The organism is Xenorhabdus sp. TH1 (assembly GCF_037260955.1).
Classification (GTDB): Bacteria; Pseudomonadota; Gammaproteobacteria; order Enterobacterales; family Enterobacteriaceae; genus Xenorhabdus; species Xenorhabdus griffiniae.
On the sequence record NZ_CP147734.1, the window covers coordinates 825,329 to 843,078 of the forward strand.

The 17,750-nt window shown below is 40.7% G+C and carries 15 protein-coding genes; 6 read left to right on the forward strand and 9 right to left on the reverse strand.

Annotated elements, in window-relative coordinates:
• Positions 1-29 precede the first annotated feature (29 nt).
• From WDV74_RS03580 to WDV74_RS03590, 3 genes are all read right to left on the reverse strand, one after another.
• Positions 30-1,514, reverse strand: coding sequence for an aldehyde dehydrogenase family protein (locus WDV74_RS03580; protein WP_338884656.1), 1,485 nt, complete (start codon positions 1,512-1,514; stop codon positions 30-32).
• 427 nt (positions 1,515-1,941) lie between these two features.
• Positions 1,942-3,243, reverse strand: a complete 1,302-nt coding sequence (locus WDV74_RS03585; RefSeq protein ID WP_338884658.1) for a dicarboxylate/amino acid:cation symporter — start codon at positions 3,241-3,243, stop codon at positions 1,942-1,944.
• A 343-nt stretch (positions 3,244-3,586) separates the two neighbouring features.
• Positions 3,587-4,723 (reverse strand): ABC transporter substrate-binding protein, encoded by a 1,137-nt coding sequence (locus tag WDV74_RS03590; protein WP_338884660.1) that lies wholly within the window; start codon positions 4,721-4,723, stop codon positions 3,587-3,589.
• Between the two features lie 498 nt (positions 4,724-5,221).
• On the opposite strand from WDV74_RS03590, the gene WDV74_RS03595 reads away from it, so the two are divergent.
• Complete coding sequence (locus tag WDV74_RS03595) at positions 5,222-5,569, forward strand: DUF6694 family lipoprotein (protein WP_338884661.1); 348 nt, start codon at positions 5,222-5,224, stop codon at positions 5,567-5,569.
• 12 nt (positions 5,570-5,581) lie between these two features.
• Here WDV74_RS03595 and WDV74_RS03600 read toward each other — a convergent pair whose 3' ends face one another.
• Positions 5,582-6,088, reverse strand: a complete 507-nt coding sequence (locus tag WDV74_RS03600) for a SprT family zinc-dependent metalloprotease (RefSeq protein ID WP_338885527.1) — start codon at positions 6,086-6,088, stop codon at positions 5,582-5,584.
• Positions 6,089-6,160: 72 nt separating this feature from the next.
• Positions 6,161-7,315, reverse strand: a complete 1,155-nt coding sequence (gene metK / locus WDV74_RS03605) for a methionine adenosyltransferase (protein WP_338884662.1) — start codon at positions 7,313-7,315, stop codon at positions 6,161-6,163.
• Positions 7,316-7,983: 668 nt separating this feature from the next.
• Between metK and speA the strand changes: the two genes are divergently transcribed.
• The 4 genes from speA to speB all read left to right on the forward strand — a co-directional run bounded on the left by speA (position 7,984) and on the right by speB (position 13,805).
• Positions 7,984-9,888 (forward strand): biosynthetic arginine decarboxylase, encoded by a 1,905-nt coding sequence (speA, locus tag WDV74_RS03610; RefSeq protein WP_338884663.1) that lies wholly within the window; start codon positions 7,984-7,986, stop codon positions 9,886-9,888.
• 461 nt (positions 9,889-10,349) lie between these two features.
• The gene (locus tag WDV74_RS03615; RefSeq protein ID WP_338884665.1) at positions 10,350-11,114 is read left to right on the forward strand and encodes an iron-containing redox enzyme family protein; all 765 of its coding nucleotides are present in this window, start codon (positions 10,350-10,352) and stop codon (positions 11,112-11,114) included.
• A gap of 24 nt (positions 11,115-11,138) precedes the next feature.
• A complete protein-coding gene (locus WDV74_RS03620; RefSeq protein ID WP_338884666.1) occupies positions 11,139-12,503 on the forward strand; it encodes an MFS transporter in 1,365 nt (454 codons plus the stop codon).
• A 375-nt stretch (positions 12,504-12,878) separates the two neighbouring features.
• Positions 12,879-13,805 carry an agmatinase gene (gene speB / locus WDV74_RS03625; protein WP_338884667.1) on the forward strand — a complete coding sequence of 309 codons (927 nt, stop codon included), beginning with the start codon at positions 12,879-12,881 and terminating at the stop codon, positions 13,803-13,805.
• 282 nt (positions 13,806-14,087) lie between these two features.
• Here speB and WDV74_RS03630 read toward each other — a convergent pair whose 3' ends face one another.
• The 4 genes from WDV74_RS03630 to WDV74_RS03645 form a co-directional block, all read right to left on the reverse strand.
• Positions 14,088-14,561, reverse strand: a complete 474-nt coding sequence (locus WDV74_RS03630; RefSeq protein ID WP_273570393.1) for a hypothetical protein — start codon at positions 14,559-14,561, stop codon at positions 14,088-14,090.
• 3 nt (positions 14,562-14,564) lie between these two features.
• Entirely contained in the window at positions 14,565-14,936 is a 372-nt protein-coding gene (locus tag WDV74_RS03635) for a type II toxin-antitoxin system HigB family toxin (RefSeq protein ID WP_338884669.1), read from the reverse strand.
• A gap of 83 nt (positions 14,937-15,019) precedes the next feature.
• A complete protein-coding gene (locus WDV74_RS03640; RefSeq protein ID WP_338884672.1) occupies positions 15,020-15,775 on the reverse strand; it encodes a 4'-phosphopantetheinyl transferase superfamily protein in 756 nt (251 codons plus the stop codon).
• Between the two features lie 300 nt (positions 15,776-16,075).
• Complete coding sequence (locus WDV74_RS03645) at positions 16,076-16,330, reverse strand: type II toxin-antitoxin system RelB/DinJ family antitoxin (protein ID WP_189758550.1); 255 nt, start codon at positions 16,328-16,330, stop codon at positions 16,076-16,078.
• Between the two features lie 359 nt (positions 16,331-16,689).
• Between WDV74_RS03645 and galE the strand changes: the two genes are divergently transcribed.
• Positions 16,690-17,709 carry a UDP-glucose 4-epimerase GalE gene (gene galE, locus WDV74_RS03650; protein WP_338884674.1) on the forward strand — a complete coding sequence of 340 codons (1,020 nt, stop codon included), beginning with the start codon at positions 16,690-16,692 and terminating at the stop codon, positions 17,707-17,709.
• Positions 17,710-17,750: the final 41 nt, after the last annotated feature.

The following is a 17,750-nucleotide window of genomic DNA, read 5'->3' on the forward strand; positions in this document are numbered from 1 at the left end:
AATCGCCACCCTTGCAGGTGGCGATTGTGTTACTCTTCTTTAGTGCTGATATAGATATTTTTCACTTCTGTATAAGCATCCAACATCATTTTGTGGGTTTCACGCCCAAGTCCTGATTTCTTATAGCCACCGAAAGGAGCATGGGCGGGCAATTCGTGATAGGTATTAATCCACATACGGCCTGTCTTGATTGCTTTGGCGATCCGCAGAGCACGGTTAATATCCTGTGTCCATACGGCACCTGCCAGACCATATTCGGAATCATTGGCCATTTCAATAACGTCTTCTTCGTTGTCAAATGGAATGACACATAGCACAGGCCCGAAAATTTCTTCCTGTGCCACCCGCATTTTATTGGTGACATTGGTCAGGATCGTCGGCTGGATAAAGAAGCCATCATCATATCCTGCCCCTGTTATGCGCTTTCCTCCTGTCAGAATGGTTGCACCTTCCTGTCTTGCAAGGTCGATGTAACCTAAAATGGTATTCATTTGATCTTCGCTGACTTGGCTGCCCATTTCAGTTTCTGCCAGCATCGGATCGCCCACTTTGATCGATTCAAACACGGTTTTCAGTGACTTCAGGAATTCATCATGAATATCTTTATGCAGGAACAGGCGCGCACCGGATTCACAGGCTTGCCCCTGATTTAACAAAATTGCATTGGCTGCATATTTGATTGCCTTTTTCATGTTGGCATCAGGGAAGACAATGTTGGCCGATTTACCCCCCAATTCCAGTGTTGCCGGAATGAGTCTTTTTGCCGCTGCGGCGGCAACGTTGTAACCGACTTCTGTTGATCCGGTAAAGGCTACTTTGTCAATGCCGTTATGATCGAGGATTGCCTGGCCTACAACTGAGCCACGTCCCGTAACAATATTGACAACACCCGCTGGCAGAACTTGATTCATGATACGCCCCAATTCAAGCAGAGTTATTGGGGTCAGGCTGGCAGGATTGATAACAATAGTATTACCGGCAGCAAGGGCAGGAGCGAGTTTCCAGGCAGCCATTAATAACGGGAAATTCCACGGAATAATCTGCCCGACTACGCCAATGGGTTCTCTGATGACTAAGCTCAGTGTGTCATTATCGATGACATCAGTAGTATCAGAATGAGCACGGATAACGCCAGCAAAGTAGCGGAAATGATCAACAGAGAAAGGAATATCGAAATGACGGCATAGAGTCTGGGTTTTACCGCCATCCAATGTTTCAAGGACAATAAAACGTTCGGTTTCGGCTTCCAATAAGTCGGCAATTTTCAGTAATAAAGATTGCCTCTCCGCCGCGGATGTTTTGCTCCAGGCTGGTAGGGCTTTTTGGGCAGCCTTGACGGCAAGTTCAACATCTTCGGCATTCCCAGCTGCATACTCTGTCAGCAACTCACCTGTTGAAGGGCTGTAGCTTTGCAGAGTATTTTTTGAAATACTATCAACCCACTCACCATTAATCAGCATCTTATAAGATTTACAAGGCAACAATTCTTTTGCGATATCATGTCGTTTTTTCATTATATTCTCCGGGTACTTTGGTTTTTGGTATGCCAGAACATATATTTCTAAGTTATTATTAGACTAATTTTTAATTTTTATCAAAATTGAGTTGAAACATAAAAGATCTCCATCAATAAATATAAATATTAATGGTTAAGATAATGGGGTGGTAAATTGCTTTGTTGCATATGATTTCTTTTTCCAATGGGATATCTGTCCTGAAATCAATAACGATGTGTTATATGTTTTTATGAGAAATTTCCCTATTGTTTTTTATTCTTGTGGAATATTTATTGTGGATTGTTTTTTATTTTTTTTGCGTTTTTGAATGAATATATCCCAATCCAATTTCAAGTTTTAGCTTGCAAATCAATATGTGTCTTATATCTCCCCCCATTTATAACAGGGGGATATGAATTTTATTATTTATCGTAGGTAATATACTTTATTTATTCAGTGTTTTTTCTACCGAATTTTGCATGTTACCGTTTAATATTTGATGCATCTTTTCTTTATCTAAAGCATTTTCCCAGCGAGCTATAACAATGCTGGCACAAGCATTGCCAACTATATTTGTCAATGCACGGCACTCAGACATAAATCTGTCAATGCCCAAGATAAGCGCCATGCCTGCTACGGGTACGCTGGGTACAACAGATAAGGTTGCAGCCAGCGTAATGAAACCGGCCCCTGTTACACCTGCCGCACCTTTTGAACTTATCATAGCAACGAATAATAAAGAAATTTGCTCATATAGACTAAGTTCAATGTTGGTTGCCTGGGCAATAAATAATGCTGCCATCGTCATGTAAATATTAGTACCATCAAGGTTAAATGAGTAACCAGTTGGAATAACTAAACCAACAACTGATTTCTCACAACCCAGGTTTTCCATTTTCTTCATTAGGCCAGGCAATGCAGCCTCAGAGGATGAGGTTCCCAAAACTAACAGTAGTTCATCTTTAATATATTTTATTAATTGAATGATAGAGAACCCATTATATTTAGCAACTGCGCCCAGTATGATAAGAACAAAAAGCAATGATGTAATGTAAAAAGTGACAATTAACATCATTAAATTTCCGATCGATGAAATACCATATTTACCTATGGTAAAGGCCATTGCTCCAAATGCACCAATTGGTGCTAATTTCATTAAAATTCCTACCATTTTAAAGATAGGTTCTGAAAGATGTTGAAAAAATTCTAAAACAGGTTCCCCTTTTTTTCCTGTAGCGGCTAAAGCGATACCAAAAATAACTGAAATAAACAGAACCTGGAGAATATTGCCATTCACAAGCGGGCTGACAACAGTATCGGGTATGATATTCATAAGAAAGCCAACAATGGATGATTCATGGGCTTTCTCCACATAACTGATCACTCTGCTGCTGTCTAACGAATCAGGAGAGATATTTAAGCCATCGCCAGGGCGGATAATATTGGCGATAATTAACCCAATAACTAATGCAAGCGTTGAAAATGTTAAAAAATATAACATCGATTTTGCTGCAACATTCCCAACCTTTTTTATGTTATTCATTCCAGCTATCCCTGTGACTACTGTCAGAAAGATAACAGGCGCGATGATCATTTTCACAATTTTAATGAATGCATCACCTAATGGTTTTAACGATGTTCCAATATCAGGATAAAAATGACCAAGGGCGATACCCAATAAAATGGCAAATATAACTTGAACATAGAGTATCTGGTATAAAGGTTTATTTTTTAGAATTGTAGACATAGGATTCCTGTTTTTATCCATGGTGTTAATATTGATATTGGCTATTTATTTTTTTATTAATTAATTTAACGTTTCTCTTTGATTAGAAAGTAGTAACGTCTTCCATAATAATGAGATAAATTCTCATTATTATGGAAGGTATTATTGGGACAATAAATCTGATGTTAAAATTACTCTGAATTTTTGTTGTTAACAAGTATCAAGATCGTAAAGCCAAGAGTTGTTTATTAAATAAATAGAAATGCATTATATAATAAATAAGTATAAAACTGTATTTTTTTATAAACTTATAATAGTAAGAAGTTCCCACTCGAAGGTGAGTGGGGTTGATTTAGAAGAGGGGTTATTTTGTGGTTATCCAGAAAACACCACTGCCATCTAATGCAGTAAAGGTTTGATGAACATAAGTATTATCTGCATTAGGATCAATATCTTTGAAAAGATCAGGATGTAACCATTTTGCAATGGCTTCTACAGCAATAATATTGAATGGAGTATCATAGTATTGATGATAAATCGCCATCACACGTTTTTCACGATACGATTTTAGAATTTTTAATTTGGGGCGAGAGAGTAATTTTTGAAAACGTTTCTCCGATGTTGCCAGCTCTCCAGTATAACCTAATGGGACAGATTGGCTGTTTGAATGAACTGTATCCCAATCTGCCACTGTCATCAGATAATAGTCGGGATTGGTAGCCAATAGTTGTTCTTCATTAATTTTGCCTCCCATACCAGAAAACCATTTACTCCCCATATTATTGCCACCCGCGGCAGTAACAAACTCTCCGAAGCTATTAGTGGCAAAGGTATTGCAACAATCTTCAGTACCTAACATACCTGCATGGCGCTCAATAAAGACGCGAGGAATTTGTTTAGGAGATAGTGCAGCAATACGTTTATTAATTATAGACAGGCGACTTTCATAAAATTGAATGAATTTATTGGCATTTTCTTCCTGTTTAAAAACCTTCCCTAATAATCTCATGCTGGGAACCGTATTGGATAGAGGATGTTGGCGAAAGTCGATGAAAATGACAGGAACACCTATTTTTTCCAATAAGTTAATTGTATTACTGTTATCCAGTTTGGATTTTAACCCAATATCGAAAATAACCAGATCGGGTTTATACATCATGGCTTTTTCAACATTGAAATCACTGGTGTAGGGATTAGGAAAGACTGGAATTTTGCTTAGTTGAGGGAATCTCTTTTCATAAGCTGTTGCAAGATCAGGTGATTTTTTCTCCAATGCGTTATCCCAGGCGGCAATGCCTTTCAATGGTTCAGAGGGATGCAGGATATTCAGGGCAATGACCATTCGGCTATCTGCCAACATAGCGCGTTTAACCGGTGTATTGACTGTAACTTCACGCCCTACGATATCTTCGACGGTAATTTTTTCTGCTTGTGCATATATGGGCAGTAATATGAATAACGCGGACAGAAAATATTTTATGGGGTAATCAATGTTAAGCATTTTTTCTCCTTGCATTAGAGTTTATATAAGAGATGTAAATATATAGGCATGGTTAAGCTATTTATCATCAATTCTTGAAATGGGAACGTTGATGTGTCGTCATTGTTTCAGTGTAAAACAGATGATAATGGTTGTTATTTGATCAAATCAACAGATTTTACATTTTCACTGTTATGAAAGCATTTAATTATAAGTTTTTACTGTAATAACAATTCATTATTTCAAGGTTACCTTTTGACAATGTGGGGAAAATACATTTAAAAATGACAAAGAAGAATGAATAATAGAATTGGAAATTTCTACTAAAATATTTCAGTAATGCAAAAAATGAATTTGATAATACGTTGATTATTAAAAGCCATAGCCATTAATAATCTAGGTTAGAAAATGATCAAGTTAGAAATATTTTTAATTTAATAATAAAAATTTTCTTTAATATGATTTATATGTTCTCATTCTTGCTATTATTACTTTATCGGTAATAAGTGGGGGTTGATCATGAAAAAATTGTTAACTATTTGTTTTTTGGGTTTTGCATTGGCTGGATGTGATAATCAACTCAAAATTGATGGAACAAATGAAATCGCTGTAAAAACATCCATTGAGAAAATCAGAGATACTTTACCAGAAGATAAAAGATTACAATTTGATGACTCATTAAATGTTGCCATGATCAATAGTATCGACTTTGATGATCTGTTTAAGGATAACAAGAATGGGAATATCAAACATGCAGATATACAAAAGTTGGAGCAGAAGTTTTTTCAATCCTTGCATGGGAAAACAGTCGATCAAGTTATTGAAGAAGCAGAGAAAATTAAAGCGGCAGGTATGAATAAAAAATGAGGATATATCCTATTAAGTTGACTCCAATAGAGTTAGTTTTTCGCCACATTGGCGGCAAACATAGCAATTTTTTCTTCTGAGGACTTTGTTATGTTGCCTTAGCGTGAGTTCATGTTGCTGACAACGACAATAATAAGTGAATGTCTTACTGCGCACAGAATGTACCGGGAACTGATGTGTTCGGTTTACAGGTATTTCAAATATCGTTTCCATGATAAAACGCCACTCTTTTCCGTGTGGGGCAACGTGTCCAAATTGATGATAAGCCAACAGATGAGCCAGTTCATGCGGAATAACTTCATCTATGAATACCTGCTGATTTTCGATTAACAAAACAGGATTCAGGCGGATTTCCCAATCTTGCAGTCTGGCACTACCTGCAATTGTTCCCCGTTGCTGATAGGTTATATAGGGTTCGGGAAACCTTTGCTGTAGAAAATGACTCGCCTGAGTTAATTTCTGTCGCAGGGTACGTATAACCGCTTGTTGTAGGGAAAGAGGAACTCTAACGGGTTTCATTATGGCTGAATATTGTATTTTGGTCATAAAAAAACCCGCAATATTTGCGGGCCTTATAGTCTAGCAAAGCATTTATTTCAATCCTGCCGCAGAGCGCAGAATTTCAGCTTTATCTGTTGCTTCCCACGGGAATTGTTCACGACCGAAATGACCGTAAGCTGCGGTATCGCGATAAATGGGTTGTAACAGATTCAGCATCTTAATCAGGCCGTAAGGACGCAGATCAAAAAATTCACGTACTAATTGAATCAGTGTGGAAGTTGGAACTTTCTCTGTACCGAACGTCTCTACCATGATAGAGGTTGGCTCTGCAACACCGATGGCATAAGAAACCTGGATTTCACAGCGATCCGCCAGGCCTGCTGCAACGATGTTTTTGGCAACGTAACGTGCCGCATAGGCTGCTGAACGGTCAACTTTGGAGGGATCTTTACCAGAAAATGCGCCACCACCGTGACGAGCCATACCACCATAGGTATCAACAATGATCTTACGACCAGTCAGACCACAGTCACCCATTGGTCCGCCGATCACAAAGCGACCTGTTGGGTTGATGAAATATTTGGTCATCGGAGTAAGCCATTCAGTAGGCAATACCGGTTTGATGATCTCATCCATCACGGCTTCATGCAGGGCTGTTTGATCGATATCTTCGCTGTGCTGGGTTGAAAGGACAACTGCATCAATCCCAACAATCTTGCCGTTCTCATACTGGAAAGTGACCTGACTTTTTGCATCAGGGCGCAACCACGGCAGGGTGCCGTTTTTACGAACTTCGGCCTGACGCTCAACCAAGCGGTGTGCATAAGTGATAGGTGCTGGCATGAGAACATCAGTTTCATTGGTCGCATAACCAAACATCAAACCCTGATCTCCGGCACCTTGCTCCAGAGGATCTGTACGATCAACACCTTGGTTGATATCAGGGGATTGTTTACCAATGGCACTGATAACTGCACATGAGTTGGCATCAAACCCCATATCTGAGCTGGTATAGCCGATTTCACGTACTGTACTGCGAGTAATTTCTTCTATATCAACCCAAGCGCTGGTAGTGATTTCACCACCAACCATGACCATGCCTGTTTTAACATAAGTTTCGCAGGCTACGCGAGCTTTAGGATCCTGTTTTAAAATTGCATCAAGGACGGCATCGGAAATTTGATCGGCAATTTTGTCTGGATGTCCTTCTGAGACGGACTCAGAAGTAAAAAGATGTGTAGTCATTATATTTTATTACCTTAAATATAATCTTGGTTTAAGGGCGGATGGGATGTATTACCGTCTAGATGGCTATTCTAAGTCACTCTTCCCAAGGTTACCAGTTTTTTTAATTTTAATTACACTTTCAGTGTGTGATATTTTGGTTTCCCCATCTAAAAAGTATGGGGTGTTTTCAGCCCCTGCTAGATAAATTTCATTTTGCAATTTTGCTGGATTAAAGGTATAAACTGCGCGCGTAGCACAAGTCATTTTTGCACTTAGAGTTACAGGTATTTGCAGGAGATGTACGCATATCCTGCTTCTCAATTGAGAAACGGCTTGCCGTAGGTAAGTCATGTGGGGGTGAATGGGGTTATGGACCATTATCTGCTGAATGTTAACGGCCAACAGCCACATTATGTCATTGATGTATCCACATCTTGTTGTTCCTTCCTTTTAAATATGCAGTCATTTCGATGTTACCCGCAGCTAAGTCGCAGATAAGTTGGGTTGACATCATTATATAGTCACGCTGTAACTCATTGTTTAGTACTCTCTAAACGTTCCTATAATCTAAGAGCATGCTGTTCCCTGACATTTTTTAATGCGCAAGATACGCACGATAAAATAGTGTCTTGGGTTATTGACTTTAACAGGCGAAGGCAAACCTCGACTCCATGAAGGAGACTGCCATGAATGATAATATCGCTCGCAAAATGCGACAAACCTACAACATCGCATACTGGGGTGGCGGCTATTACTATGTCAATGATCTGGGTAATGTCAGTGTTTGCCCAAACCCTGATTTACCGGGAGCTCAAATTGAACTCGCCGATTTGGTGAAGAAAGTTCAGGAAGAAAAAGAACAATTGCGTTTGCCGGCATTGTTTTGTTTTCCCCAGATTTTGCAACATCGCTTGCGTTCGATAAATGCAGCGTTTAAACGTGCACGTGAATCTTATGGGTATAAAGGAGATTACTTTCTGGTTTATCCGATTAAGGTTAATCAGCATCGCCGCGTTATTGAGACATTGGCAAATGCTGATGAACCCATCGGATTAGAGGCAGGCTCCAAAGCGGAATTAATGGCAGTGCTGGCTCATGCAGGCATGACAGGTACGGTGATTGTTTGTAATGGTTATAAGGATCGCGAATACGTCCGTCTGGCATTGATCGGTGAAAAACTGGGACACAAGGTGTATCTGGTTATCGAGAAAATGTCTGAAATTGAGATGGTACTGGAAGAAGCCAAGCGCCTGAATGTTATTCCACGTTTGGGCGTTCGGGCCCGTTTGGCATCCCAGGGTTCTGGCAAATGGCAAGCCAGTGGCGGTGAAAAATCTAAGTTTGGATTGGCTGCCGCGCAGGTATTGCAATTGGTTGAAAGGTTACGTGCAGCAGGGCGGTTGGATAGTTTGCAATTGCTGCATTTCCACTTAGGTTCCCAATTGGCGAATATCCGCGATGTGGCAACGGGAGTGCGTGAATCTGCCCGTTTTTATGTCGAGTTGTCCAAACTAGGCGTCAAGATCCAGTGCTTTGATGTTGGTGGGGGTTTAGGTGTCGATTATGAAGGAACACGCTCCCAGTCAGAATGCTCAGTTAACTACGGTTTGAATGAATACGCCAATAACGTTATTTGGGGCATTGGTGATGCGTGTGAAGAACACGGTTTGCCTCATCCTACTGTGATCACGGAGTCTGGCCGTGCGTTGACCGCCCATCATACCGTTTTGGTCTCCAATGTGATTGGAGTAGAGCGCAATGAATTTACTCAGACAACGCCGCCGGCAGAAGGTGCGACGCGTCCCCTGACTAGTTTGTGGGAAACCTGGGAGGAGATGCAATCTGACAGTAGCCGTCGTTCCCTGCGTGAATGGTTGCATGACAGCCAGTTTGATCTGCACGACGTTCATACCCAATATGCACATGGTATGTTGGATCTGTCAGAACGTGCATGGGCAGAAGAACTGTATTTAAATATTTGTCGCCATATTCAGCAAGATCTTGATCCAAGTAACCGCGCCCATCGTCCGATTATTGATGAATTACAGGAACGCATGGCAGATAAATTCTACGTGAATTTCTCGTTGTTCCAATCAATGCCAGATGCGTGGGGGATTGATCAACTTTTCCCTGTCTTACCGATTGAAGGTCTGGATAAGCCACTGGATCGTCGTGCTGTTTTGTTGGACATTACCTGTGATTCTGACGGTACGATTGATCACTATATTGATGGTGATGGTGTGGCAACAACGATGCCAATGCCAGCTTATGATCCAGAAACTCCGCCATTGATTGGTTTCTTTATGGTCGGAGCTTATCAGGAAATTTTGGGTAACATGCATAACTTGTTTGGTGATACAGCAGCCATTGATGTTTATGTTGCAGAAAATGGCACAGTAACTTATAAGCAAAGCGAGGAAGGTGATTCTGTTGCCAATATGCTTCAATATGTCAAACTGGAACCACAGGTATTATTGACCCGTTTCCGTGATCAAGTGAAATCGACTGATTTGGATGACAATTTACAGGAACAATTCTTACAGGAGTTTGAAAGTGGTCTGTATGGCTACACCTATTTGGAAGATGAGTAATCCTGATTAATTAATCTGTATTAATAGTCATTCTTGGTCATGTGTTTTTATAATAATTTGATTTTGAATGACTATTTTTCTGTTACTTATCCTGATACCACTCCGCGTTTTTTACAATAATAATATATTTTTTACCCAATATTTAACAAAATATTCACTTTATTAATTACATGTCGGTATAGTTATTATTGTGGATTATAACTTCCGGTTGTCCATATTGATGAATAGCTTTGTTGAAAAAGCCTCCCAGATTACGCAAGTTCAGTTCGCAGTCCCAGATACCAGCGAACATATTGGGCAGTGATATGGCGGGATATATGAGCCGTATCTTGTTCTTTCATCCCGATTTTTGATAGCCGAATATTGTTTTGCAACTTATTAGCAAACGGAAACAAGTGGCTTTGGACGCTGGCATTGTTCCTACTGGCATTGTTCCTATCAGTTAATTTTTCGAGGTTATTATGAACTGCGCAACAGAAATTGCATTGGATAATAATACGCAACAGGCACTCTTTCGAGAGGAAATAACATCAATTGCCAATGAAGTATATAAGAGCCGTGCTCTCGATAATAACTTTTATAAACTTTGGATGTCACAAAAACTCAACGCAAAACAACTCGAAGTTTTTGCCGATAACTACTATCACTGGATATCACCAACAGTAACGAGGCTCGCAAAGACCTTCGTTGTCACAGACGATCTTGTTTCTCGCCTGGAAATATTACACAACATTCGTGATGAACTGGGAGGCGGAAATTTAGAAGATGTTCATATCTTTGTACTTCGTAGATGGCTTGATGGGTTACTCGAAAAACACACCGGACATCCATTTCAAAACTTGGATTCTTCGTCAACTGAATTGTTACCCACAACCCTTGCGCTGACTGAACAAAGTTTGAACTTATGCTCACGAAACGCAGCTTGTGCAAATGGGGCTATTTTAGCTCAGGAATGGCATGCATATACACAATTTGTCAAGTTGTATGAAGGATTTAGGCATTATATGGATGCGTATGAATTAGACGAGTTTCATGACATTTGTGAATATCTGTATATCCACATTGGATGGGCTGAGAAAGAACATAAAATACAAAGCATTATTACTGCTGCTCGTTCTTGCAAAAATGCTGATGACTTTGCAGAGCTAAAATATGGATTCAACGGGTTCATCAATCTTCTTGGGGATTTTTGGGATGAACTCTATACAGAGATTATAAAGCATTAGCGTTTCAGAATAACCGCCACAATAATGACTAGTAAATTAAATATACCGGCAATTGTTGCTACCAGTTCTGCGTTTGTTCTTATCCAGCTCGACAACTCGGTTATGAATGTCAGCATTGTCATGATCGCAAGGCAACTTGGTGCTTCCCTTCTAATATCCCAATGGGTTTTAACCAGCTATACGTTGTTTTTTGCAGCATGCCTCATCTTCTTGGGAACATTATCCGATAGGATTGGCAGCACAACTGCATTTGTTATCGGGACTTGCCTGTTTGCTTTAGCCTCCGTTGCCTGTTCGCTTGCACCGTCGATAGAGGCGTTAATTGCCGCCCGGTGTCTTCAAGGTATTGCTGCTGCACTGCTGCTTCCTAGTGCGTTATCACTGTTAAATGCTTCTTGTGAGGGCGATGAATCATTGCAGGTAAAAGCCTTGGGGTGGTGGATGGCTTTTGGTGGCGCAGCGCTCGCAATAGGGCCGCTTGTTGGAGGGGCGCTTGCTCAGTATGCAAGCTGGCGATACGCCTTTGTAGTAAATGTGCCCATTGGTATTGCTGGCGTTGTCTTGCTGTTCAGAGCGCGTTTACCCGTTATGTTGACGCCCAATTTAAAGTCGATACGAATACCCATTATTTCCCCCATTGCCCTAGGATTGGCGATCGCATCTGGTGTGCTAATCACAACACCGGGAGTATCCGTTCCATCAGAATATCGCTGGGTAAGTGGAGTCGTTCTCACTGCAAGCATTAGCGCCTTGTTCTGGCACGGCCGACGTAACTGTATGTCTATTTCTGTAATTCACCAAGTTTCACGTCGCTACATCTTTGGCCTTGCACTCGGATTTTGGATTAACACATGCATATATGGGTTACTCGTCGGTATTTCTTTGTATGCACAAGAAAGTCTGGCTTTAACACCGTTGCTTTCAGGTGTCTTGCTTGTGCCTTATGCGGTTTTTGTCTCAATTGCTAATGTCATAGGCGGGACAATGGCCGCGAAATATAACACAGAACGGATCCTTTGCGGTGGTTTGATAACAGCGTCGGCTGGTTATATTGTTTTGACTTGCTTCCCAGTTAACAAAGCTGCGATTTTCCTCGTCGGTAGTTCTATTATTGTCAGCATAGGCATGGGGGTTGTGGTCACCGCACTGACATCGTATTTTATGACTTCTTTGGCTGCGACCGATGTTGGCCGCGGAATAGGGACTCTCAATGCATCCCGGCAATTAGGCGGCGCTGTGGGCGTCGGTTCGGTGGCAACGATCTGGTCCGTAGGGGCTTTGTCAGGTCTGCGGTTAATCATGGCCATCTTTGCTATTTTGCTTTTTGCCTCTGGTGTCGGCTTTCTACTGCTATCAACAAAAAAGAACAGTAACATGCCTGCGGAGTGAGCATCGTAGCATATATTTCCTTTAGGGTCATAAATCCAATAATTGTTGTCATTGGTCATACTCTTCTTCAAATTATCTTTTACAGTACGGTAAGTTGTAGCAAGCAGAAAACATGTCTAATACTATATGCCTATATATGCTCATTCTGGATTGGTCTATGAACTTGGATGTTAGGCGCCTTTCTGGTTTGTATGTGAGTGTGTACGCATTCGTTTCTTTAGTTTTGAATTGATTGCTAACATTTTTTTATTTTAATTTTAAATAATCGTGTATTTGGAAGATTAATTTTCTAGTGTAAATAAGCCTCTATGTTACTTGTTACTGCCAGCATTGGAGACGAGTAATAAGCCAGCATGGGACTTTTGAGGATATATCATGAGTATTAGCTCTTTAGGAAACCAAATTGATAACTCTTTGGTTTCAAATGCCTTCGGTTTCCTGCGTTTTCCATTGAATTTTCAGCCCTATTCCAGTGATGCAGAATGGGTAATTACTGGCGTTCCTTTTGATATGGCTACATCGGGACGTGCAGGAAGCCGCCATGGGCCAGCTGCTATCCGTCAGGTATCGACTAATCTGGCGTGGGAAAGCTGTCGTTGGCCGTGGAACTTTAGCTTACGCAAGCGCCTGAATGTGGTGGATTGCGGGGATCTGGTATTTAATTTTGGTGATGCCCAGGATATGAGTAATAAGTTGCAGGCACATGCTGAAAAGGTGCTGGCATCGGGTAAGCGTATGTTGTCATTTGGTGGTGATCATTTTGTTACTTTGCCACTGTTACGTGCCCATGCAAAACACTTTGGTAAAATGGCGCTGATCCATTTTGATGCCCATACAGATACTTATGCCAATGGCAGTCAATTTGATCATGGTACGATGTTTTACCATGCGCCAAATGAAGGGCTGATAGATCCTCACCACTCAGTACAAATAGGTATTCGCACTGAACACGATACGAATAATGGTTTCACTGTATTAGATGCTGGTCAGGTTAATGATCGCGGTGTTGATGATATTGTTGAGCAGATTAAAACGGTGGTTGGTGACTTGCCGATTTACCTGACGTTCGATATTGATTGCCTTGATCCGGCATTTGCACCAGGTACAGGAACGCCGGTAATTGGTGGGCTGACGTCAGATCGAGCATTGAAAATAGTGCGCGCTTTGCAACCATTGAATATTGTTGGAATGGATGTGGTGGAAGTGGCACCGGCTTATGACCAATCTGAAATTACGGCATTAGCGGCTGCAACGATTGGATTGGAGTTACTGTATTTGCAGGCATCAAAGAAAGATCTTTAATGCATTTATCTTATATACCAATCTAACTTCAAGATGCGTGTGATTGCTCCCTGCGAAGCGGGGGAGTAATCACGTTTCATAGCGTGTTGTAAATTGCAACTTGAAGTTTAATGCATATAAGTTGTTTTTAAAGGCTCATCTAAAAGTGAGCCTTTAATTTGAGTGTGTCTCTAAATAGGTTTTCATAATACTGAGCATATCAGATGTTGGAGTTCCTTACCCCGCGCGGGGTAAGGAATATTCCTATCATTTTGAAACGCTATTTAGAAATACAGTTTTTTCTCAGTCTGAACCCATAAAGGTTTCAACAGGAACGTTAAAGAATTTGGCAAAGCCTTTTACTTGCCCAATGTTCATAGAACGTTTTCCATGCAGTATCTCTGATATGACGCTCTGGTTTGCAATGTCACGCAGATCAAGCTGCCTAATGCCTCTTTCTTTCATCAAGTAACTCAATGCTTCACGTGGAGTAACATTGGGGACTTGGCGATTTTTAGCTTCGTACTCATAGACACGATCGGTGATAAAATCAGCGAACTTTGCTGCAGCATGTTCGGTATTTTCAGCATATGAGTATAACTCATCAATCAGTGCCATGCGGGCACTCAGATCGTCATCGTTTTCTACAGGTTCAATACATGCTGAGAACAAAAGTGCCAACGGGCTGATTTGCTCAGATATTGACTGCATCATTTGGGGTAAAATTTCGATGAGTCCATCAATCCTTTTATCAGTAACGAGTGATGTTTTTCTCATGCTTCACCTTTTTGAGCGTTTTGATTTAGTCTGTTTACGCCACCATTTATCATATTCAGTATGGGGGCAAACATCTTTAATATAAAAAGTGCCTGATTTGGGATTAAGCCATGTGATAATGCGGCATTTATTTTTATGTATATCAAATATATAAATATCTAATGGCCCTTTTTTGCTTCCTGCCTCCAGTAATTCGTGGGGTATACGATCAACATTCCATGTCGATGTTTTAAGCCATAGCTCACGGATTTGAGCATAAGATTCAAACCGTAAAGACACTTTATCAAAAACATCCAACCAGAGTTTTAGGCCTACCTTCCATTGAGCATGTTTTTGCATTGCTTCAATGATGACTTTTGCTGTGATAACTCGCATATCACTTCCTTATGATATCGCAATTTGCGATATTTACAATGTTTGAAAAAATTTAGGGGGCTCTTTTTTTCAAACCAAGCATATCACTGGACAATATACGTCAACACTTGCTGCTGCGGCATTAAGGCAAAATTTCCGTGGAATTGCGAACCAGCTCGATACTCATCAGATAATGTTTGCAGTAGTTTGATGCTTATAGCGTCATTTCTGTAATCAATTGACGTAATTTCAGCGGCATGGAAATCAAAGAAGCGTTTTACATGGGGATAAAGTGCCTTAAACAGACTCTCCTTGAGGGAGAACGCAAGAGTGAATACCTGTGCAAAAGGTAATGGACATTCTGTCAGTAATTTCACTTCATTGTCATTGATGATGCTGGGTGAAATACTTTTGATGGTATCAGGTTTAATCTCCTGCTCGATATCTACACCTATCATTCGATAGTTATTGCAAGAAGCTGCAAAGACGATAGCACAGTTGGCTGAATGAGAAATCGAACCACAAATATTGTCAGGCCAGATTGGGGAGCGATCTTGGGCATTGGTAACCTGAAAATCAGGGTAATCTAAACGGGTTAAAACTTGTTGAATGCAATAACGGGCAGCCAGATATTCCGCACGTCGTTTATTAACGGCATTTTGTAATTGGCTTGGGTAGGTAATGTCATATTCTTCAAATAGTGCATCCCGATAGCAAGACTGATCAAAATAAGTTTTTATGATTTGAAGATCGGGATGTTCTGACAGTGTACCTGCTTGTATGTCTGTAAAAAAAGGATCATTTATGGCAGTAGTGTGAACAGAGGTAAGGATAGAAGTAAAAGTTATTTTTTTCATCATGGTTTTTTTATTATCGGTTGCGATTATTAGATAAATTGCTAATTAAGCTAAGGAAACGATATGGAAAATATTCTTAGTGACAGTGGCTATTAAGTAAACGCGTCTTTATTTATGGGATAGGTTAATGTGTTATAAATTCACAATTCATTGCACTATACGCTCAGTGGCTGACTTGTAAATTTTTGATTTTTAAAGTTTACCAACAGCTATTACCCATATCACAATTTCTTTTTAAACTGCTCACGGATGCTTTTATCTAGTTTTTGCCATTCCTTTAATGCACGCTCGTCGAAATCTATACTAAATTTCATCAAGATTTACCCGAATTCGTTTAGCGGGATCCTTTAAACGTTCACGTACCACTTCCAGAATATCTTCATCTTCATCGTGCTCTGAGACCATTACGGATATTTCTGTAAATGGTAGTTTTTCATTTTCCGCCACATAACGTAGAAAGAGCCGCATAGCGTCGGAAGGGGAAAGATTCAATTTATCAAATGCACGGTATGCATTCTTTTTCAATTCTTCATCCACTCTTATCTGAATTGTGCTCATAGTATCACCATGTGTAATTACATTTGTATTGCATTGTACGTTATTTCCTCTATGGCGCAATGGTTTTTACTGGATTCATGGTTTGTCCCCGTATGCACGGGAGTATGAAACATTAGGCGGTGTAATCAGCAAGTATACTCGCGCTTTAATGTGCTCCGTGCCTGATGAATCGCACAACCAGGTAGGTAACAGCGACTTTAATAAATACTGGAATAATATATAGTTAAATAAAACTTTAATTATTTGATTTTTATATAAAAATAATAATTATAAGTAAACGCTAAAACATAAAATTAGTTCACTAACGCGGTGACTCTTTTTATACTCCTCGTTGTTACCATTTTTGAAAAGAGGTTGTTGTGGAAATATTAGTAACAGGCGGGATGGGATATATCGGTAGCCATACTTGTGTTCAAATGATTGAAGCCGGAATGACGCCGATCATCGTCGATAATTTGTGTAATGCCAATCGTGAAGTTTTGGCTCGCATTGAGGCATTGACGGGTGTGCAGCCATTGTTTTATGAAGGGGATATTCGTGATGAATCATTCCTTGATGCTATTTTCTCCCGTCACCAAATTCATGCAGTTATTCATTTTGCAGGTTTGAAAGCGGTTGGCGAGTCAGTCGCCAAGCCTATCGAATATTATGACAATAATGTCAATGGAACGCTGGTGCTGGTGCGTAGCATGCGCAAAGCGGGGGTAAAAAGCATTATCTTTAGCTCATCTGCGACGGTATATGGTGATCCGGAGGTTGTTCCTATTACTGAACAGTCTGCGGTAGGTAATACCACTAACCCTTATGGCACCAGTAAATATATGGTTGAACGCTGCCTGTCTGATCTCCATCATGCAGAAAACGATTGGTCTGTAGTGTTGTTACGCTACTTCAATCCAGTTGGTGCTCATCCTTCTGGCACGATGGGGGAAGATCCTCAGGGGATCCCCAATAATTTGATGCCTTATATTGCCCAGGTTGCGGTAGGCCGTCGGGAGAAACTGTCCGTGTATGGCAATGACTATCCAACAGCCGATGGCACTGGCGTTCGCGATTATATCCATGTGATGGATTTGGCTGACGGGCATATCGCGGCTCTCAATGCTGTTGGTAAAAAAGCGGGATTGCATATCTACAATTTGGGGACTGGAAAAGGTACCAGCGTACTGGAAATGGTAGAAGCTTTCAGTAATGCTTGCGGCAAGCCAGTTCCTTATGAAATTTGTCCACGTCGTCCGGGAGATATTGCCGAATGTTGGTCAAGCCCGGAGAAAGCCGAGCGAGAGCTGGGCTGGAAAGCAAATCGCACTATCGTGGAAATGACTGCGGATGCCTGGCGTTGGCAATCTCAAAATCCCAATGGCTATAAAGCGAAGTAAGCAACAACAAACGTTTGGCTTTCTGTAAGGTTTGTGTGGTG